The sequence below is a fragment of the Paraburkholderia sp. RAU6.4a genome (assembly GCF_050435625.1).
GTDB classification, from domain to species: Bacteria; Pseudomonadota; Gammaproteobacteria; order Burkholderiales; family Burkholderiaceae; genus Paraburkholderia; species Paraburkholderia tuberum.
Genome location: NZ_JBNDKQ010000003.1, coordinates 1603309 through 1623600, shown reverse-complemented (window position 1 = coordinate 1623600; position 20292 = coordinate 1603309). Strand labels below are relative to the sequence as shown.

The following is a 20292-nucleotide window of genomic DNA, read 5'->3' as shown; positions in this document are numbered from 1 at the left end:
CCGCGAACCTTGCGCTTGATTCAATCAGGCGATCATGCGACCGGATCAACGGCGGTTCGAACCCGACACCACGTCGATCCACACGGCCAGCACGAGGATGCCGCCCTTCACGATCATCTGCCAGAACGCGTCGACGTCGAGCATGGACATGCCGTTGTCGAGGCTCGCCATGACGAGCGCGCCGATCAGCGCGCCATACACGGTGCCGGAGCCGCCGCGCATCGAGGTGCCGCCGATAAAGCACGCGGCGATCGCGTCGAGTTCGCCCATCGAGCCCGCCGACGGCGAACCGGCCGCGAGCCGCGCCGTGTTGACGATGCCGGCAAACGCGCACATCAGCCCCATCAGCGCGAAGATCGCGAGCTTCACGCGGTCGGTGTTGACACCCGACAGCCGCGTCGCTTCGAGGTTCGAGCCGACCGCGTAGATGCGGCGTCCGAACACGGTCTGCGTCGCGATCCATGTGAAGACGCCGAGCAGCGCGAGCAGCAGCAACACCGGCACCGGAATGCCGCCGTAACTGTCGAGCATCGCGATGAAGCCGGCGAGAATCGCCCCTGCGCCGATCACCTTCGCGACGTCCTGCCAGAACGGCACGACGCGCAACTGATAACGCTGCCGATTCGCGCGCTGGCGGATCGTCAGGAATGCCAGCAGCAGGAACAGCACGACGGCGAGCGTGTCGCCGGCGAGCCGCGGCAGGTAGCCCTGGCCGACGAACACGAAGCTGTCCGACACCGGCGCGATCGTCGACCCTCCGGTAATGCCGAGCAGAATGCCGCGATACGCGAGCATGCCGCCGAGCCCGACGATAAACGACGGCACGCGCCGATACGTCGACCACCAGCCGTTGAACACGCCGACCGCGATGCCGAGCAGCAACACGACCGGAATCGTCACGCCGATCGGCCAGTGCCGGTTCACGTCGAGAATCGCCGCAACACCGCCGAGCAAACCGAGCAGCGAACCGACCGACAGATCGATTTCACCGGCGATGATCACGAACACCATGCCGCACGCGAGCATGCCGGTAATCGACATCTGCCGCAGCAGATTCGACAGATTGCGCGGCGTGACGAACGCGCCGTGCGTGAGCGCCGAAAAGAAAATCCAGATCACGGCGACGGCGATCAGCAGCGCGAGAATCTTGTAGCGCGCGAACAGTTGCTGGATCCGTTGCGTGCCGCCGAATGCGCCTCGCGGCGCGGCGTTGTCGGTGCGTTGGGAAGTTACTTCGGGAGTCATGCGGCACTCGCTGCGGTTGGGTTCGAAGATAGATGCACGGGGCGGATCGCGGCGCCGAGAATGTCTTCCTGCGTGAGACCGTCGTTGATGAAGTCGCCGCGCAACTCGCCTTCGCCGATCACGAGCACTCGGTCGCTGATGCCGAGCACTTCCGGCAATTCGGACGACACCATCACGATCGACATGCCGCGCTGCGCCAGCTGGAAGATCAGCTTGTAGATCTCGTATTTGGCGCCGACGTCGACGCCGCGTGTCGGTTCGTCGAGAATCAGCACGGTCGGGTTGGTCAGCAGCATGCGCGTGAGCACGGCCTTCTGCTGATTGCCGCCCGACAGACTTGCAATCGATAACATCGGATTCGCGGCGCGCACGGAAAGCCGCTTCATTTCCGTCTGAATCGTGTCGAGTTCGGCCGCGGAATCGATACGCCCGCCCGACGCGAAACGCTGCAACACCGCAAGCGTGATGTTATGGCCGACGCTCATGCCGGGCACGATGCCGTGGCGTTTGCGATCCTCGGGCACCATCGCGATGCCGGCGCGAATCGCGTCGATCGGCGCACGAATTTTCAGCGGCTTGCCGTCGAGCATGACGTGCGCCTCGCTGATGCCTGCATACGCGCCGAAAACCGCCTGCATCAGTTCGGTGCGGCCCGCGCCGACGAGCCCGGCGACACCGAGAATTTCGCCGCGCCGCAACGAGAACGACACGTCGTCCACGCGCTTGCGGCGCGGATTCGTCACGTCGAAACAGGTCACGTTGCGCGCTTCGAAGATCACGTCGCCGATCGGATGCGGCTCGCGCGGAAACAGGTTCTTGATCTCTCGGCCGACCATCAGCGAGATGATCCGCTCGGTCGTCAGGGCGTGCATCGGCTCGGTCGCGACATGGCGGCCGTCGCGAATCACGCTGATCGTGTCGCAGACGGCCGCGACTTCGTCGAGCTTGTGCGAAATGTACACGCAGGCAATGCCGCGCCGTTTCAGATCGCGCACGATATCGAGCAGAATCGCGATTTCGGAGGCGGTCAGCGACGACGACGGTTCGTCGAGGATCAGCAGCTTTGCGCGCTTGTTCAGCGCCTTCGCGATTTCGATCAGCTGCTGATGGCCGCCCCCGTAGTTCATCACGGGCTGCGCGGCGTTGATGCCGCTGATGCCGAGTTCGCGCAACAGTTCGTCGGCGCGCTGATACATCGCCGCGTAGTTCATGCGGCCGCCGGGCAGTGTGATTTCGTTGCCGAGAAAGATGTTTTCCGCGACCGACAACTCCGGCACGAGCATCAGTTCCTGGTGAATGATGATGATGCCCGCGCGTTCGGTGTCGCGTACGCTCGCGGCCTTCAGCGGCTGGCCTTCCCAGGTTATTTCGCCATCCCACGTACCGTGCGGATACACGCCGGACAGCACCTTCATCAGCGTCGATTTGCCCGCGCCGTTTTCGCCGCACAGGCCCACGCATTCGCCCGGCGATACGGTCAGATCGATGCCGTCGAGCGCCTTCACGCCGGAAAAAGCTTTGACGATGCCGCGCATCGTCAGAACAGGTTGCGTCATTCGCTATGCCTCGCTGCAAGTTGGGCCGATGTTCGATCACGCTCCCGGGCGCGATGACCCGGGAGCGTGGCGTTCACATAGCCCGTCTCTGTGTTATTTGCTCGCGAGTTGCTCTTGCGTGTAGAAGCCGTCCTTCACGACGGTGTCGAGGTTCGCCTTGGTCAGCTTGGTCGGCTGCAGCAGCACCGTATCGACCTTCTTCTTGCCGTTGTCGTATTGCGCGTTGAACGCCGGCTTGTCACCCTTGGCAAGCGCGACCGACAGCTTCGCCGCTTCGCTCGCGATCAGCTTCAGCGGCTTGTAGACCGTCATCGTCTGCGTGCCGGCCGCCACGCGCTTCACGGCTGCGAGGTCGGCATCCTGACCCGAGATCGGTACCTTGCCGGCGAGGCCCTGCGCGGCGAGCGCCTGGATCGCGCCGCCAGCGGTGCCGTCATTCGACGCGACGACTGCGTCGATCTTGTTGTTGTTCGCGGTCAGCGCGTCTTCCATGATGCGCAGCGCGGTCGATGCGCTCCACTCCGGCACCCACTGCTGGCCGACCACCTTGATGTCACCCTTGTCGATCGCCGGTTGCAGCACCTTCAACTGGCCCTTGCGCAGCATCTTCGCGTTGTTGTCGGTCGGCGCGCCGCCGAGCAGGAAGTAGTTGCCCTTCGGACGCACGTCATAGACGCCCTGCGCCTGCATCTCGCCGACCTTCTCGTTGTCGAACGAGATATAGGCGTCGATATCGGCGTCGAGAATCAGGCGGTCATACGACACGACCTTGATACCCGCTTTGCGTGCTTCGGCCACGACGTTGCCGAGCGTCTTCGAGTTGAACGGCACGATCACAATCACGTCGACGCCGCGCGAGATCAGGTTTTCGATCTGCGAGATCTGACGCTCTTCGCTCGCATCGGCCGATTGCACCGACACCTTCGCGCCGAGCTTTTCCGCCGCGGCGACGAAATAGTCGCGATCGCGCGACCAGCGCTCGACGCGCAGATCGTCGATACAGAAGCCGATTTCCGGATGAGCCTTGCTGGCGTGCGCGAGCGGCGCGGCGAGCGACAGGCTGGCGAGTACCGCGCCGCACAACAGCGAACTCAGGACGTTACGACGCATTGCGAATTTCATTGATGTCTCCTTTTTGTGTAGTGATAGCCGGAATACCGGACATATCGGTCTGCGCTGCGAGCCGCAGACTCGGACAAGCGACAACCCACAGCTTGCTGGTGCGCGCGGTCGACGTGGCCGCGCGATCTTTATTCAACGTCCGCTATAAATCGCCTGATTTACGATGTTTTCCATGTGTTCCTGTTGCCCGCTCACATGCCGCGGATTCAGATCGCGCGCCAGCGTGTCCGCCGCAAGCGTCGACAGCGAGTAGTCGCCGGACAGGATCTTGCGGCCGAACTCGCCATCCCAGCCCGCGTAGCGTTGCCGCTTGAACTGCTCGAGGCGCTCGTTTTCGACCAGCACCGCGGCGCGTTCGAGGCCGAGCGCGAGGTTGTCGATCGCGCCGACGTGGCCATAAAACAGGTCTTCCGCATCGACACTCTGGCGCCGCACTTTCGCATCGAAGTTCATGCCGCCGCTCGTGAAACCGCCGTGGCGCAGGATTTCGTATAAGGCCAGCGTGAGTTCCTCGACGCTGTTGGGAAATTGGTCGGTGTCCCAGCCATTTTGCGGATCGCCGCGATTCGCATCGACGCTACCGAAGATGCCGAGCGCAAATGCGGTCGCAATCTCGTGATGGAACGAATGCCCCGCGAGCGTCGCGTGATTCGCCTCGATGTTGACGCGAATCTCCTTGTCGAGGCCGTGCTGCAGCAGGAAGCCGTGCACGGTCGCGACGTCGTAGTCGTATTGATGCTTGGTCGGCTCCTGCGGCTTCGGCTCGATCAGCAGCGCGCCCTTGAAACCGATCCGGTGCTTGTGTTCGACGACCATGTGCAGGAAGCGCGCGAACTGCTCGCGCTCGCGCACGAGGTCGGTGTTCAGCAGCGTGTCGTAGCCTTCGCGGCCACCCCACAACACGTAGTTTTCACCGCCGAGGCGCAGCGTCGCGTCGAGCGCATGACGCACCTGGGTCGCCGCAAAGGCGAAAACCTCCGGATTCGGATTGGTCGCGGCGCCGGCCGCGTAACGCGGATGCGAAAACAGATTCGCGGTGCCCCACAGCAATTTGACACCGGTATCCTGCTGCTTGCGCGCGAGGTAGTCGGACACGCGCAGGAAGTTCTCGCTGTATTCCTTCACGCTCGCGCCTTCGGGCGCGACGTCGGTATCGTGGAACGTGTAGTACGGCGTGCCGAGCTTCGAGAAGAATTCGAACGCGGCGTCGGCCTTTTGCTGCGCCCGCTCCATTGCGTCGCCGGGTTGCTGCCACGGTCTCCGGAACGCGCCCTGACCGAAGATATCGACGCCGGGCCATACGAAGGTATGCCAGTAGCAGACGGCGATACGCAGATGTTCCTCGAGCGTCTTGCCGAGTACCTTCCTCGTTTTGTCGTAGTGACGGTACGCGAGCGGGTTGTCCGATTGCGGGCCTTCGTAACGGATCTCTGGAATGTGTTCGAAGTAGGACATCGGCGTCTCCAATGTATGCTGCATTGCAACCCACGCGAGAAGCCGCGCAGGCCGACAAAGTGACGCCATGCTGCCGCTTGCACGATGTGCCGGCAATTGCGAAATTGCGCAGCGCGCTTGATGTTTCTTACCGCCCGCGCGTTTGTTTACTGCCGTCGCGCGATTCGGCGCCTAGAATAACCAGACGCTTAAAAACGGGATTGCTCCCAGGCACCCGACACAATGGAGACAAAGGCGCGTGGTCTATCGAGCCACCCGCCGCTCACCGCCATGACCCGTCCACAAGCACCTCAGACAACCCATCGCATCGCGCTGCTGTTCAACGCGAACAAGGTCTACGATCGCGAGATCATCACCGGCATCGGCAACTACCTGCTGTCGACGCGCGTCGCATGGGATCTCTTCCTCGAAGAAGACTTCCGCTGCCGGCTCGCGGGTATCCAGCGCTTCGACGGCGACGGCATCATCGCGGACTTCGACGATCCCGCCGTCGACGAAGCCCTGCGCGACTGTCCACTGCCGGTGGTCGCGGTCGGTTCGTCATACGAGGATCCGACGCAGTACCCCCCGGATTTACCCTATATCGCGACCGACAACAGCAAGCTCGTGTCGCTCGCGTACACGCACCTGATCGGCGCGGGCCTCGAAAACTTCGCGCTGTACAGCCTGCCGCAGGCGCAGGAAAACCGTTGGGCGCAACAGCGCGAACTCGCCTTCGCGCATCTGCGCAGCGCGGACGGACGCAGCGCGGCGCAGATCGATAGCGAGATCTATCGCGGTCTGTCGACGAGCGCGCCGTCCTGGAACCAGGCCATCGAACAGCTGACCACCTGGCTGCGGCAACTGCCGAAGCCGGTCGGCATCATCGCGGTGACCGACGCGCGTGCGCGGCATTTGCTGCAGGCATGTCTGATCGCGGGCATTCCGGTGCCCGAGGAAGTCGCGATCATCGGCATCGACAACGATCCGCTCACGCGTACGCTGACGCGCATTCCGCTGTCGTCGGTGATCCAGGGCACCGAGGAAATGGGCCGTACCGCCGCGCACATCCTGCATCAGATGCTGCACGGCGCGCGCTTTCCGGGGCGCCGCATTCTGGTGCCGCCGGTCGGCATCAACGTGCTCGAATCGACGCGGCATCAGCCGCTCGCGAGTCCTTACGTGATGCGCGCCCGCCATTTCATTCGCCAGTACGCGTGCCAGGGCATCCGCACCGAGCAGGTGGCCGACTATGTGGGCGTATCGCGTTCGTCGCTCGAAGAGTATTTCCGGCGCGAGCGTCAGTGCACCGTGCATCAGGAGATCCTGCGCCACAAGCTCGACGTCGCGAAGTCGCTGCTCGCGAAACGCGATGCGTCGAGCGCGGAAGTCGCGATCCGTTGCGGCTTCACGTCGCTGCAATACATGTACGCGGTATTTCGCCGCGAACTCGGCTGCACGCCGCGCGAATACCAGGAGCGTGTGGGCCCGAAGACCAAAACCGCTGGCTGAGCATGCTTTCCATTTTTTCTTCGCACTGACCACATGATCAGCATCGCACAACTCTCGTCCGAGCCGTGGGGCACGCTGCAGGGCGGCGATCGCGTACGGCTTTACACGTTGCGCAACGCGCACGGCATGAAAGTCGCCATCAGCGACCTCGGCGCGACGCTGGTTTCGTGGCACGCACCGGATCGCGCCGGACGTCTCGGCGATATTCTGCTCGGTCACGACACGCCCGCCGAATACGTGGCGGCCTCGACCTACATGGGCGGACTGATCGGCCGCTGGGCGAATCGCATTGCGGGCGCGCGCTTTTCGCTCGACGGCATCGAGTACACGCTCGATCGCAACGAAGGTCCGAATCTGCTGCACGGCGGCACGGTCGGTTTTCATCGGGCGTTGTGGGAGGTCGCCGAGGACGACGGCGCGTTGCTGATGCGGCTCGAGTCGCCCGAAGGCGATGCCGGTTTTCCGGGCAACGTGACGGTGCAAGTACGCTATTCGCTCGACGACGACGGCACGCTGACGATCGGCTACGAAGCGATCACCGACGCGCCGACGCCGCTCAATCTGACGAGCCATCCCTACTTCAACCTGACCGGGCGCGCGGGCACCGACATTCGCGGCCACGTGCTGTCGATCGACGCCGAGCGCTTTTTCGAAGTCGACGCGGCGATGATTCCGTGCAAGCTCGCCGACGTCGCGGGCAACGCATTCGACTTCCGGCAGAGCGCGCCGATCGGCGGCCGGCTCGACTGGCCGCACGCGCAACTCGCGCGCGCCGGCGGCTTCGATCATTGCTATGTGCTGCGCGAGGCGCCGGCAAACGCGATGCAGGGCAACGACGGCCACGCGCCGCCGCTGCGCGAAGTCGCCTGGGCATACGATCCGGGCAGCGGACGCGAACTGACCGTCGCGACCGATCAGCGGGGCTTGCAGTTTTACACGGGCAACGCGTTGAACGGCAACCCGGGACGCGGCGGTGTCCGCTATCAACGGCACGCCGGCTTGTGCCTCGAGGCGGGCGGTTTCCCGAACGAGGTCAATATGACCGGGCACAACGAAGTGATCGTGCGACCCGGAGATACTTATCGGCAAATCACGAGTTATCGCGTCGATGTGCGCAAAGGTGTGTGACCAGATTTACGGCCGCTTTTGCGCTGTTTTACGAGAACCGGCGACGGCGAGATTACAGCTCGCCGACTACCCGTTCTTTGCAATACTGAATTAGTCGGCTAGTGGTTTTCCCCAAGTTCCCCCCCCTCTAGACTGCGCTTATGGCACCGGTATCGCTGCGGTGCCGGATAGACAACTACGGAGGGAAACATCATGAAATCGCTTATCCAGGCAGTTGCGCTTACGGCCCTGATCGCTGCGCCGGTCGCGTCGTTCGCGCAATCGGAACAGCCGATCACGCGGGCCGAAGTCAAGGCACAGGTGCAGCAACTCGAACAGATTGGCTATAACCCGGCCATCGTGCTCGATGCCCAGTATCCCGCGGACATCCAGGCGGCCGAGGCACGCGTCTCCGCGATGAACGCGAAGGGCCAAGGCGACACGTCTGGCTATGGGTCGTCGATGGGCGGATCATCGCAAGCGGGCCATCATCCGATGTGGGTCAATCCGGACGGTCAGTGACGAGTCGCGAACGTATAGCGAATGTCCGTAGCGAGGAAAGATTCTCGAGTTAACGGCCCTTTCCCCTCTTTGCGGTTTTCGCCGTTTCGAACCGATATGAAGCGGGCGCATGTTTTCAAGGCATGCGCCCGCTCTTTACGTTTATGCGGCACTAACAACGTACCGCCAATTCTGACGCCGCGGCAGATTCACCCAGCCCGTGCCTGCGGGCATTCCGCCTGATACCAGATGTCCACCTGCCTCTGCGCGCGCTCGAGACTCGCCGGATAGTCAGGATCAAAGCGTCGTTCAGGATGGTAGCCCGCTTGCTGCAGCGCTGTCAGTTCGCTCATGCTCCGCTGGTGCGTGGCTGGTGCCTTGTTCCTGAGGTCGGTCAGATCGCGGCATTGCGTTGCACTCAGATGCGTTTGCGCGCCGCCATTCCCGCCGCCCGCGGCGCAGCCAACGAGCGTGAGCACCAACACGGCTGAGATCGACCGCATCCGGGTCGCGATGTTCATGTTGTGCCTCCTTTGGGGAAATGACCTCGTCGCGAATGCCGTCTTCCCACGCGGCCCTTCGCATCTCTGAACTGGCTTCTTCGCCTGTCGTCATTTTGAATTATTGGAAACGTCTGTGAAAGTCGCCACCCATTTCATCAACCACGGTTGCGATACGGACATAGACTTTCCCCTGGTGAATGCCGATTCGCCTGCGCAACAGTTGGCCCGGCGTTTTCCCCTCAACGAGGGAGCCGCTCCCTCACACCAAGGAGACATGCGATGCCCCGCACCGCCGCTGAAAAACGCGCCGCTTTCCGCGCGCTGCACTCGTCTGGCTGTTTCGTGCTGCCCAATCCGTGGGACGCGGGCAGCGCCCGTTATCTGCATACACTCGGCTTCAAGGCGCTCGCGACGACGAGTTCCGGTTTTGCGTGGTCGACCGGACATGCGGACAACACATTGCCGCGCGAAACGATCCTCGCGCACCTGCGCGCAATCGTCGACGCGACCGATCTGCCGGTCAACGCCGACTTCGAAAACGGCTTCGGCCGCGACCCGGAAGAAGTCGCCGAGAGCGTGACGCTCGCGGTGGAAACGGGCGTCGCGGGTTTGTCGATCGAAGACTCGACCGGCAACCCCGCCGCGCCGCTGTTTCCGGTCGACGTCGCCGTGCAGCGGCTCAGCGCGGCGCGACGTGCGATCGATCAGCACGGCGGCGACACGCTACTCGTCGGCCGCGCGGAGAATTTCTTCGCCGGCAAGCCCGATCTCGACGATGCCATTGCCCGTCTGAAGGCCTATGCGGCGGCGGGCGCCGACTGCCTGTATGCGCCCGGCATCCAGACGCGCGAGCAGATCGAAGCGGTGGTCGCGGCCGTCGCGCCGAAGCCCGTCAATCTGCTGATCGGCTCGACATCGACCCTGACGTTGCAGGACGTGGCCGCGCTCGGCGTGCGGCGGATCAGCGTCGGCGGCGGGCTCGCGCGCGCGGCGTGGGGTGGCTTCATGCACGCCGCTCAGGCGCTGGCCGATGGCCGCTTCGACTTCACCGGCGCGACGGCGGGCACCCAGCTCAATGAGCTTTTCAATCGCAGCGCGTGAAAACGCCGCGCAAAGGACGCCTCATCAACGTGAGATCGCCACGCTGCGTCGAACTCATTGGAAAAGCCGCGACGTTTCCGATGAGAAAAGCGCACGAACGCCTGAATCGGCGCACAAAGGCCCCGGCCACGCCAAATGTTATGATCGGAAACATTATTCGCCCGATCAAGCGCATACCCGACCAGCAGCAAGCCTCATGGACACCCACCTCACCAAATCCGCCGACACGTCCTCCACCGATCTCGGCCGGCGCGTGCGCGCCGCCCGTCAAGCGCAGGATCTGACGCTCGAAACCGCGAGCCGCCTGTGCGGTGTCTCGCGCTCGACGCTGTCGAAAGTCGAAAACGGCCTGATGTCCCCCACGTTCGACGTGCTGCAAAAAATCGTGCTGGGCCTGAAGATCGAAATTGGCGAACTGTTCGGCTCGACGCCGAAAGTCAGCGCGAGCGGCCGGCGCGCGCTGACGCGCAAGAACGAAGGCCAGCGCCACGCTTATCGCGGCTATCAGATGGAGTTGCTCGCCACCGACCTGGCGCACAAGGCGATGCTGCCGTTTCGCATCCGCATCTCGGCGCACACGCTCGATGCATTCGACGACTGGGGCCGCCACGAAGGCGAGGAGTTTCTCTACGTGATCAGCGGCAGCGTGTGCCTCTATTCGGAGCTGTACGCGCCGACACATCTGAACACGGGCGACAGCCTCTACTTCGACAGCCGCACGGGTCACGCGGCGGTGTCGACCAGCGAGGAAGACGCCGAAGTGTTGTGGATGGCGACCAATGCGGACCTTCCGCATACACCGCCTGCCGCGAACGAGTCAGCGAAGAAATAAAATAGCGCGCCCTGCACTCAGCGCGCCGCCAGCGCCCGTTGCGCGAGTTGCGCGATATGCAGTGCGTGTCGCCCTGTGCCGTGCTCGATCTGCTCGCGACAACTGAAGCCGTTGGTCAGCACGATCGTTTCCGCATTCGCCGCCATAGCGTCGCGCACGGCCTCAAACATGTCCTCGCCGATCTTTTCCGACAACGCGTGATGCTCGGTGTTGAAGCCGAACGATCCCGCCATCCCGCAGCAGCCGGTATCGAGCAGCTTCCATCTGACGCCGAGCTTGTTCAGCAACGCCGTGTCGCCCTGCATGCCGAATAGCGCCTTCTGATGACAATGGCCATGCACGATCACATCGGCCGCGAGCGTCGGCCACGCGAACGGCTGACGCGCGACGAATTCGGCAAACAGATATGTTTGCGCGGACAGCTTCTTCGCCAACGCATGATCGGGGAGTTGCTTCAGCAACTCGTCCTTGAACACCGATAGACAGCCAGGCTCCAGACCGACCAGCGGCACGCCGGCGGCGATGTCGTCCGCGAGGTCGTCGACGATATGCGTGAGCAGCTCGCGCGCGCGTTCGAGCAGGCCGAAGTCGTACAGCGGACGCCCGCAACACAAACGTTGCTTCGGCAATACGACGTGCCAGCCGAGTTGCGTGAGCACCTCAGCGGCGGCCTGCGCGATCTCGGGCGTGAAGTGCTCGTTGAATGTATCGACCCACAGGATCACCTTCTTTGCGTCGCCGCCGAGCGCATGAATCGCGGATGCTTGCGACGACGCACTCCGTCTATAAGTTGCAGCGGCGAACCGCGGCAACGCACGCGTCTGCGCCACACCCGCGATCCATTTGCCGAGCACGGACAAACCGGGCGCCGTCGTCAGAAAGTTCGTCGCGCGCGGAAAACGCGCGGCCCACGGTGCCCATTCGCCGATTCGTCCCATGAACAGCGCCTGACGCGGCCGACGATTGTTCTCATAGTAGTGGGAAAGGAACTCCGCCTTGTACGACGCCATGTCCGTATGCGTCGGGCAATCGGACTTGCAGCCCTTGCATGCGAGGCAGGTATCGAGCGCTTCTTTCACTTCGCGGCTGTTCCAGCCATCGGCGATCACGTCGCCTTGCAGCATTTCCCAGAACAGATGCGCGCGCCCGCGCGTCGAGTACTGTTCCTCGCGCGTGCCGCGATAGCTCGGACACATCGTGCCGCCTTCGAGCGAGCGGCATTTGCCCATGCCGATGCAGCGTTCGATCGCACGCTGAAAGCCGTCGCCTTCCTGGCTCGCGAACGCGAGCCTCGTATGCAGCGTCACCGGCTTGTACGCAGGGCCCATGCGCAGGTTTTCGTCGGCGCGGTATGCATGCACGACCTTGCCCGGATTCAGACGATTCGCCGGGTCCCAGATCGCCTTGAACTGCTCCATCGCCTGCATCAGCTCGGGGCCGTACATGATCGGCAGAAACTCGGCCTTCGCCTGGCCATCGCCGTGTTCGCCCGACAGCGAGCCGCCAAATTGGACCACCAGTTCCGCCGCTTCGCGCAAGAACCCGCGCCACCTCGCGATACCTTCCGCGCTGCGCAGATCGAACGTGATGCGCGCGTGCACGCAGCCGTCGCCGAAATGGCCGTACAGGCTCGTCTCGTAGCCATGGCGATCGACGAGCGCCTGAAACGCGCGCAGATAATCGCCGAGCCGCAGCGGATCGACCGCCGCGTCTTCCCAGCCGACGACCGGATCGGGCTTGTCGCGATCCACTGACAACGCGACCGCCGACGCCCCCGTCTCGCGAATCGACCACACCTTCGCCTGCAAGGCGCGATCTTCGACGAGCATCGTCGAGATTTGCGGCCCGGCCGCGCCCGATTGGAAATACGCGGCGGCGTCGCGTGCCTGTTGCAGCACCTCGTCCTGCGTATCCGCGCCGAATTCGAGCACGACCCACGCATCGCCTTCGGGCAGCAGTGCGATCTCGTCCTTCTTCAGGCCGCGCGCCTGCAAGCCGCGAATGATCGCGCGGTCGAGTCCCTCGACTGCGATCGGCCCGCAGCGCATGAAATGCGGCACCGCGTCCGCCGCCGTATAGATGTCGGTAAAGCCGACCACGACGATCACGCGCCTGGCCGGACTCTTCACGAGCCTCACTTTCGCCTGCAACGTGACCGCGCACGTGCCTTCGCTGCCGACGAGCGCACGCGCGACGTTGAAGCCGTTTTCCGGCAGCAGTTGATCGAGATTGAAGCCTGACACGCGCCGCTTGATCTGCGGGAATTTCGCGCGAATCCGTTCGGCGTACGTGTCGCGCAGTTGCTTGAGCGCCGCGTAGATTTCGCCTTGACGGCCACCCGCCGCGATGATGCGTTCGAGTTCTTCCGCGGAGGTCGGGCCGACCCAGAAACGCGCGCCGTCGAAGGTCGCGATTTCGAGCGCTTCGATGTTCTCGACGGTCTTACCGGCCATCACCGAATGCGCGCCGCACGAGTTGTTCGCGATCATGCCGCCGAGCGTGCAGCGGCTATGCGTGGCGGGATCGGGTGCGAACGTGAGGCCGTGCTGTTCGGCGGCATCGCGCAAGGAGTCACACACCACGCCCGGCTCGACGACCGCGACCCCCGCGAGCGGATCGATCGAGACGACGCGGTTCAGATACTTGCTCGCGTCGGCCACGACCGCGACGTTCACGCATTGGCCGTTCTGCGACGTGCCGCCACCGCGCGCGAGAAACGGCACGTCGTTGCGACGGCATGCGGCGAGCGTGGCGAGCAGATCGTCGATATCGGCCGGCACCACGACACCGAGCGGGACTTGCCGATAGTTCGACGCATCCGACGCGTACAATGCTTTGGAACCCTGATCGAATCGCACCTCGCCGCGCACGTGCTGGCGCAGGTCGCTTTCGAGCGCCTGCAATAGCTCCGCGCTGGCCGAGAAAGGCGTGGCGACACGCGGTTCATGCAAAGCGCCCCGCTGCGCGCCAAGCCGCTGCTCTTCATCCAATGACAATGACGTCCCCACTGCGCACCTCGTCTGCGATGCCGGCGCTCGCGCCGCCGTATGCGCTCAGGCCGCCTGGCTCGCGGTCATCCGGAAGATGCCCTGTGCGTTGCCCGCGTCGAAACGCAGGTCCGTTTCCCAGCGGCGCGCGTCCTGATCGAAACTGCGCTTGCGCGTAATGAATTCGTAGAACGAGCCCGGCACGTCGCGCGTGACGACGCTGCCGTCGGCCGCGCGAAATTCACGCTGCACGACATCCGCGCGATACGCGGTCTGGAACACGCGCCCGGAACGCGAATGTTCGACTTCGGGCTTCATCGGCCGACCCTTCGCCTTCTGTTCGTCCGACAGCTTGAAGACGTCCGCGACGCGATCGGTCGCGTGATTGAACGCGTTACCTTCGGTCGCGATCCACGCCATCTCCGCCGATTCCTTCAACAATACTTCGTAATCGGCTTCGCGTGGCATCTCGTGCTGACGCGCGAACGCACCGACGATCACCGGTAGCAACTCCTGCGCCGCATCGAGCGGCAGCACGCCATCGCGTTCGAGTTCCCACAAGAGGCCATGGGCGCGCGGCGTCAACGGATCGCGCGAGGCACCGATCAGGTTCGTCACCGCTTGCTGGAACGCCGCGGAAAAACGCTCCGGGTGCAGTTCGCTGACGAAGAACTGCGCGATCTCGTCGGCGGCGTCCTCATGCGCCCACGCGCGGCCGGTCATGCCGAGACGATCGAGCGGGTAACGGCCGTTGATCCGAAAGCCGAGCGGCCGCAGGATGCGCGCGAACGCGGCCTCGCCGGGCGGCAGCGCGCCGCTGTGCGGCCAGCGCACGGTGCGCAGCGCGCCATGATCGAAGTACACACTGCCGCCGCCGGCGACGGTTTCCTCCGTATAGCGGCGGCCGTTTTCCGAGCGCGCGAGCAGATCGTCGAACAGCGCCATGTTCATCGCCTGTGCGAGTTCGGCGCGCGTGACGCTGCCGCTTTCCCACTCGTTCAACACACGCGGATGATTCAGCGTCGCAAACAGGCGCGCGGCTTTCTGCGCGCCCAGTAGCTTCACCAGCAGTTGTTCGACGTTCGCATTCTTCAAGTTTCGCATCCGGCTTCTCCACGCTATACGTTGAGCGCTGCACGCGCGCCTCATAACGGGCGAGATTATTCAAAATGCGCTGCGCCCCGTAAAGCGAGATAAACTCGCCACTTGATGCGTTTTTGGAATTAACGTGCGAAAGTTCAAGATTCCCAACATGGGCGCGCTGCTCGCGTTCGAAGCCGCCGCGCGGCACCAGAGCTTCACGCATGCGGCGCGCGAACTGTTCCTCACCGAAAGCGCGGTGTCGCGACAGATCAATACACTCGAAAGCAATCTCGGCGTGCGGCTGTTCGTGCGCGTCAAGCAACGCGTGGTGCTGACGCGCGCGGGCAAGGTCTACAGCGCGCAGGTGCGACGCTCGCTCGAACACCTCGATCGCGACACGCTATCGATCATCGCGCACGGCAGCGGCGGCGGCTATCTGGAACTCGCGGTATTGCCGACGTTCGCATCGCAATGGCTGATTCCGCGCGTGGCCACATTCAATGAACAATACCCGGACGTGCGCGTGAACATGGGCGTGCGTACCGCGACGTTCCCGTTCGCCGAGACGCATTTCGAAGCGGCAATTCATTACGGCAAGCCGACGTGGCCGGGTACGTCGGCCGATTTTCTCTTCCGCGAGGAAGTGGTGCCGGTCTGCGCAGCGAGTCTGCTGAAGCGGCCGGTCCGCAACGTCGCCGAACTACTCAACTATCCGCTGCTGCATTCGACGACGCGACCCGACGGCTGGGCGAGCTGGTTCTCGAATCTCGGCGTCGACGACAACCGCACGATGCAGGGCGTGCGCTACGAACTGCACACGATGCTGATCAGCGCTGCCGCGGCCGGACTCGGCATCGCGCTGGTGCCGCGCTTTTTCGTCGACACGCAGTTGCAGCAGTTCGGTCTCGTGATTCCGTTCGACACACCCGCGCTCGCCGAGGCCGCGTACTACCTTGTCTATCCGACCGAGTTGAGTCACGGCAAGCCGCTCGCGAGTTTCCGCGAGTGGCTGCTGCGTGAGGCCGCCGCATACGGCGCGATTTATCCGGAGTTGGTGGAGCGGCCCGAGGGGGCGTGACGCGACGAAAGGCGCATGCGTGAGCGATCCAATCACACATGCGACTACGCGCAGTGTTCAGCTGCCGCTGCGTGCCTGCGCCAATGCGGCCAGATTGCCTTCGCCGAAGCCATGATGTCCCTGGCGTTGCACGATCTCGAAGAAAATCTCGCCGGCGCGGCGGCGCACGAAGGTCTGGAAAAACAGCAGCGGCACGCCGTCCGTACCAATCTCGCCATCTACGAGCACATGCGTGCGCCGCAGTCGCTCGACATCGAGCCCGTGGCCCGGCAAACGTGCATCGAGCTGCTCGTAGTAGCGCGGCGGCGGCTCGACGAATTCGACGCCGTTCCCGAGCAGACGCTCGACGCACGTGAAGATGTCGTCGGTGGCGAGCGCGATGTGCTGCACGCCTTCGCCCGGATGATCGGGCAGATACTCGTGCATCAGGTTAGTCCGGCCCGTGCCTTCCTCGTACAGCGGCACGCGGATCGCGCCGCACGGCGACACCATCACGCGCGATTCCGCCGACACATGCCAGTTGGCGTGCAGCTCGTGGATCTCGCGGAAATTCAGCAGGTCGCGATAGAAGTCGATCCACTCCTGCATGCGGCCTTCGCCAACGGTTTGCGTCAGATGGTCGACCGCGATCAGGCCGCTGCCCGCGTGATTCAGATCGGCTGCGGCCGTGTCGATTTCGATGGGCCGGAAGTCGATGTCGAAGATCGAGATATCGCCGAGGCCGCCGCGCTGACCGCCTCGCCCGCGCCAACGATCGACGAAATAGATGTGCGAATCGCCGATGCCTTGAATGGCCGGAATCAGCAGTTCGCCGGCACCGAGGCGTTCGCCTTCGAACGCCCACGCGCCGAGTTCCACCGCGCGTTCGAACGCGCGCTGTGCGTCGGCGACGCGAATCCCGATCGCGCAGATGCCGACCCCGTATTCTTCCGCGTAGCGCGCTGCGAACGAATCGGGCTCCGCGTTGATCAGGAAATTCATCTCGCCCTGGCGATACAGCGTCACATCCTTGCTGATATGACGCGCGATCGCCTTGAAGCCGAGCCGCGTGAAAGTCTCGCCGAGCGCCTGCGGATCGCGCGCGGCGAACTCGACGAACTCGAGGCCGGCCGTGCCGAGCGGATTGTGCTGCGGCGCCAATACGGCGCGCTGCGCGGCCTCTGGAGTGGGCAAGTCGCTGGGCATGGCAATCTCCTTGTACGGTCTTTCGACGCGGGGCCGGTCTTTCCGGGTTCGGCGCGAAGTGTTCCGGTCGTTCGCGAGGGGCTGCGTGGTGCGTGCTCGCTCGTGGCGCGCACGCGGCGTGCCGCAGGAACAACGGTCTGCGGCGGCTTTCGCACCGTGTTTTTACACCGGGTCGCGGGGCGTTCGCAACCGTCTGCCCCGCGCGACCTCGCGCACCGCCTCGATGAACGCGCGTCCCACCGTCGACGGCTGCGTATCCGAGCGACGAATCAGCCCCACCGGCTCGCCGGTGCCCGCAAACGGCAGCGGCAAGCGCACCAGCATGCCGTGCGCGAGTTCGTATTCGACCGCGCTTTGCGGCACGAACCACACCGCGCCGTTTTCGAGCGTCAGCGCGCGCCCCGTGGATACCGACAACACCTCGACGAACGCCGACAACGGCGGCACGCCCCACGCGCCGAGCAGGCTCTCGGCCGATTGGCGGATCAGCGTGCCGAACGGCGGCAGCACGATCGGAAATTCCTCCAGCGACGTGGCGGGCAAGGCCTTCCCTTGCGCCAGCGGATGCCCGGCGCGCACGACCGCGATCAGCGGCTCGGTAAACAGTTGCTCGAAACTCAGGCCGACCATCCGCTCCGGGTCCGCGAGGCGGCCGATCGCGAATTCGATCGACCCCGCTTTCAGGCGTTCGAGCAATTCCGGATTTGCGCCGGTCGCGAGGCGCACGATCACGCGCGGCCACTGCGTCGCGAACTGTCTCAGCACGGGCGGTACCAGCACCGCGGCGACAGTGGGCAGCACACCGACTTCGAGCGTCGCGGCGGCCGCGCCCTCGGCCCGCGCAAGCAGATCGACGCCTTGGCGCAGCGCGCTCACGCAGGCGCTCGCGTGCGGCATGAAAAGCTGCCCCTCGCGCGTCGGCACTGCGCCGTGACGGCCGCGCTCGAACAGCTTCACGCCGAGAATGGTCTCCAGCTCGGCGACCGTCTTCGATACCGCCGGCTGCGTGATGGACAAACTGTCCGCCGCCCGCTGGACGCTGCCGAACTGCGCGACGGCCAGAAAGCACTGGAGATGACGGAATTTGACGCGGCTATCCGCGAGACTGCGTTGCATAACGGAAGGTTATACGAAACGGGCAAAAACGTCATTTTTCATAACCGCACGTTTTGTATAAAGTGCGAGTCATAACGTCGCATCCCCCCGATTCCTCCAACGGAGACACCTCATGGAAGATTCAATTCTTTCGCCGCGAGATTTCGCGTCCCATCCCGAGTACATCTATCCGCCGTACGGTTCGTCGGTCAAACGCGGTCCGTCGCATCCGCTGATTCCGCTGAAGGAACGGGTGCGCGACCAGCGCGTACCGGTCTACGGCACCGACGACCTCGACCCGCTCGACAGCGACCTGACCCGCAACGCGGTGCGCAATGGCGAACCGCTCGGCGAGCGCATCATCGTGACGGGCCGTGTGCTCGACGAAGGCGGCCGCCCGGTGCGCAACACGCTGGTGGAAGTCTGGCAAGCGAACGCCGCCGGCCGCTATGTGCACAAGGCCGACCAGCACGACGCGCCGCTCGACCCGAACTTCCTCGGCGCGGGCCGCTGCATCACCGACAACGAAGGCCGTTACCGCTTCATGACCATCAAGCCGGGCGCGTATCCGTGGGGCAACCATCCGAACGCCTGGCGTCCGCAGCACATCCATTTCTCGCTGTTCGGCGACCACTTCGGCTCGCGTCTCGTCACGCAGATGTACTTTCCCGGCGATCCGCTGCTCGCATTCGACCCGATCTACCAGGGCACGCCCGGGCACGCCCGTGAGCGCATGGTCTCGAAGTTCTCGCTCGACACCACGCAAGAGGCCTACGCGCTCGGCTACGATTTCGACATCGTGCTGCGCGGCCCGAACGAAACCCCGATGGAGCGCTAAGCCATGACGACTCTCAAGCAAACGCCTTCGCAAACCGTTGGTCCGTACTTCGCCTACGGTCTTTGCCCGCAGCAATACGATTTCGACTTCAAGAGCCTGTTCACGAACGTTCTGGCCGACATGGAAGCGGCCGGCGAGCACATCACGATCGTCGGTCAGGTGTTCGACGGCGACGGCAAGGTGATCGGCGACGCGATGATCGAGATGTCGCAAGTCGACTCGAACAGCCACTATCCGGAATCGCGCGAAGAAATTTTGAAGACCGGCTTTCACGGCTTTGCGCGCGTCGGTACGGGCACGGATCCGCACAAGCGCTTCATCGTCGAGACGGTGAAGCCGGGCCGCGCGAATCCCGACGAAGCGCCGCACATCGACGTAATCCTGACGATGCGCGGCATGCTGCTGCACACGTTCACGCGCATCTATTTCGAGGACGAAGCGCAGGCGAACGAGCAGGACACCGTGCTGGCGTCGGTGCCGGCCGAGCGCCGTAATACGCTGATCGCGCGCCGCGTTGCCGGTACGGCCAACGTGTATCGCTTCGACATCCACATGCAGGGCGATCAGGAAACCGTGTTTTTCGACCTGTGATGCGCGATTCGTCGCGAGACTCCGAGCAGTAAAGATCGAGCCCGCCTTGCGCGGGCTTTTTTTCGCGCGGGCGTTTCGCGGTGCGCCTGCGCGCGCTCAGCAGCGGAAATGATCGATGCTTTGTCCGGCGTGAATCGCGCGCGCGAGCCACGCCGGTTTATCGCCGCGACCGTCCCACGTGTTACCGAACGCGTCGCGATACAGCACCGCGGCCACGGCGTTCGCATCGGCTTCGAGCGATTCGGCCAGCGCTTCGAATGTGATGCCGTGGTCGTCCATGCGTCGGCGGATCCACGCGATCATGCGCTCGCGCAGGTTCTCGTGGCGTTCGAACAGTCGTTGTTGTCCTTCTCGTTGTTTCATAACGTATTGGTGTCGCAGCTCTTGCTGGCATTAGACAAACGGGCAACTCGCATAGCAACGCGAGGCTCGTCGTGCGTAATTCAATTTGAATGGAAGCAATTCGACGAATTCACGCGATCCATGCAAATGCGTGAAAACCCGCATTTGCAAGAGATGCCT

18 protein-coding genes are annotated in these 20292 nt (G+C 63.8%); 8 read left to right on the top strand and 10 right to left on the bottom strand.

The genetic code is table 11. The annotated features are described in order from the left end of the window. Positions 1-45: 45 nt before the first annotated feature. The 4 genes from OKW40_RS32105 to xylA all read right to left on the bottom strand — a co-directional run bounded on the left by OKW40_RS32105 (position 46) and on the right by xylA (position 5378). Complete coding sequence (locus OKW40_RS32105) at positions 46-1245, bottom strand: sugar ABC transporter permease (protein WP_429352622.1); 1200 nt, start codon at positions 1243-1245, stop codon at positions 46-48. Then, positions 1242-2801, bottom strand: a complete 1560-nt coding sequence (xylG, locus tag OKW40_RS32100) for a D-xylose ABC transporter ATP-binding protein (protein ID WP_429352623.1) — start codon at positions 2799-2801, stop codon at positions 1242-1244. The genes OKW40_RS32105 and xylG overlap by 4 nt, the downstream gene beginning before the upstream one ends. 93 nt (positions 2802-2894) lie before the next feature. Beyond that, positions 2895-3923 (bottom strand): D-xylose ABC transporter substrate-binding protein, encoded by a 1029-nt coding sequence (xylF, locus tag OKW40_RS32095; RefSeq protein ID WP_184036310.1) that lies wholly within the window; start codon positions 3921-3923, stop codon positions 2895-2897. A gap of 132 nt (positions 3924-4055) precedes the next feature. Next, positions 4056-5378: a xylose isomerase gene (xylA, locus tag OKW40_RS32090; RefSeq protein WP_429493280.1), complete on the bottom strand. Its 1323-nt coding sequence runs from the start codon at positions 5376-5378 to the stop codon at positions 4056-4058. A 270-nt stretch (positions 5379-5648) separates the two neighbouring features. Between xylA and OKW40_RS32085 the strand changes: the two genes are divergently transcribed. The 3 genes from OKW40_RS32085 to OKW40_RS32075 all read left to right on the top strand — a co-directional run bounded on the left by OKW40_RS32085 (position 5649) and on the right by OKW40_RS32075 (position 8498). Then, the gene (locus tag OKW40_RS32085) at positions 5649-6869 is read left to right on the top strand and encodes a XylR family transcriptional regulator (protein ID WP_090808461.1); all 1221 of its coding nucleotides are present in this window, start codon (positions 5649-5651) and stop codon (positions 6867-6869) included. Positions 6870-6902: 33 nt separating this feature from the next. Continuing rightward, positions 6903-7997: an aldose epimerase family protein gene (locus tag OKW40_RS32080; protein WP_429493279.1), complete on the top strand. Its 1095-nt coding sequence runs from the start codon at positions 6903-6905 to the stop codon at positions 7995-7997. Between the two features lie 192 nt (positions 7998-8189). Beyond that, a complete protein-coding gene (locus OKW40_RS32075; RefSeq protein WP_018424216.1) occupies positions 8190-8498 on the top strand; it encodes a DUF4148 domain-containing protein in 309 nt (102 codons plus the stop codon). 188 nt (positions 8499-8686) lie between these two features. Here OKW40_RS32075 and OKW40_RS32070 read toward each other — a convergent pair whose 3' ends face one another. Continuing rightward, a complete protein-coding gene (locus OKW40_RS32070; protein WP_184057430.1) occupies positions 8687-8998 on the bottom strand; it encodes a hypothetical protein in 312 nt (103 codons plus the stop codon). Positions 8999-9259: 261 nt separating this feature from the next. On the opposite strand from OKW40_RS32070, the gene OKW40_RS32065 reads away from it, so the two are divergent. Both OKW40_RS32065 and OKW40_RS32060 read left to right on the top strand, forming a co-directional pair. Continuing rightward, the gene (locus OKW40_RS32065) at positions 9260-10081 is read left to right on the top strand and encodes an isocitrate lyase/PEP mutase family protein (protein ID WP_429493278.1); all 822 of its coding nucleotides are present in this window, start codon (positions 9260-9262) and stop codon (positions 10079-10081) included. A 196-nt stretch (positions 10082-10277) separates the two neighbouring features. After that, positions 10278-10913 (top strand): helix-turn-helix domain-containing protein, encoded by a 636-nt coding sequence (locus OKW40_RS32060; RefSeq protein WP_090808454.1) that lies wholly within the window; start codon positions 10278-10280, stop codon positions 10911-10913. A gap of 17 nt (positions 10914-10930) precedes the next feature. On the opposite strand, the gene OKW40_RS32055 is transcribed toward OKW40_RS32060, so the two are convergent. Together OKW40_RS32055 and OKW40_RS32050 are read right to left on the bottom strand one after the other, a co-directional pair. After that, complete coding sequence (locus OKW40_RS32055) at positions 10931-13921, bottom strand: FAD-binding and (Fe-S)-binding domain-containing protein (RefSeq protein WP_429493277.1); 2991 nt, start codon at positions 13919-13921, stop codon at positions 10931-10933. A 45-nt stretch (positions 13922-13966) separates the two neighbouring features. Next, positions 13967-15004: a DUF1338 domain-containing protein gene (locus OKW40_RS32050; RefSeq protein ID WP_429493276.1), complete on the bottom strand. Its 1038-nt coding sequence runs from the start codon at positions 15002-15004 to the stop codon at positions 13967-13969. A 124-nt stretch (positions 15005-15128) separates the two neighbouring features. On the opposite strand from OKW40_RS32050, the gene OKW40_RS32045 reads away from it, so the two are divergent. After that, positions 15129-16061, top strand: a complete 933-nt coding sequence (locus OKW40_RS32045; protein WP_429493275.1) for a LysR substrate-binding domain-containing protein — start codon at positions 15129-15131, stop codon at positions 16059-16061. A 57-nt stretch (positions 16062-16118) separates the two neighbouring features. Here OKW40_RS32045 and OKW40_RS32040 read toward each other — a convergent pair whose 3' ends face one another. Further along, the gene (locus OKW40_RS32040) at positions 16119-17246 is read right to left on the bottom strand and encodes a 4-hydroxyphenylpyruvate dioxygenase family protein (RefSeq protein WP_429493274.1); all 1128 of its coding nucleotides are present in this window, start codon (positions 17244-17246) and stop codon (positions 16119-16121) included. Between the two features lie 162 nt (positions 17247-17408). After that, positions 17409-18362 carry a pca operon transcription factor PcaQ gene (gene pcaQ, locus OKW40_RS32035; protein ID WP_090808443.1) on the bottom strand — a complete coding sequence of 318 codons (954 nt, stop codon included), beginning with the start codon at positions 18360-18362 and terminating at the stop codon, positions 17409-17411. A gap of 112 nt (positions 18363-18474) precedes the next feature. Here pcaQ and pcaH point away from each other — a divergent pair, with 112 nt between their 5' ends. Together pcaH and pcaG are read left to right on the top strand one after the other, a co-directional pair. Continuing rightward, a complete protein-coding gene (gene pcaH, locus OKW40_RS32030) occupies positions 18475-19179 on the top strand; it encodes a protocatechuate 3,4-dioxygenase subunit beta (protein ID WP_429493273.1) in 705 nt (234 codons plus the stop codon). Between the two features lie 3 nt (positions 19180-19182). Continuing rightward, complete coding sequence (pcaG, locus tag OKW40_RS32025) at positions 19183-19770, top strand: protocatechuate 3,4-dioxygenase subunit alpha (protein WP_429493272.1); 588 nt, start codon at positions 19183-19185, stop codon at positions 19768-19770. Between the two features lie 96 nt (positions 19771-19866). Here the strand turns inward: pcaG and OKW40_RS32020 are convergent, their stop codons facing one another. Then, on the bottom strand, positions 19867-20133 hold the full coding sequence (locus OKW40_RS32020; RefSeq protein ID WP_184057442.1) for an H-NS histone family protein: 267 nt from the start codon (positions 20131-20133) through the stop codon (positions 19867-19869). Positions 20134-20292: the final 159 nt, after the last annotated feature.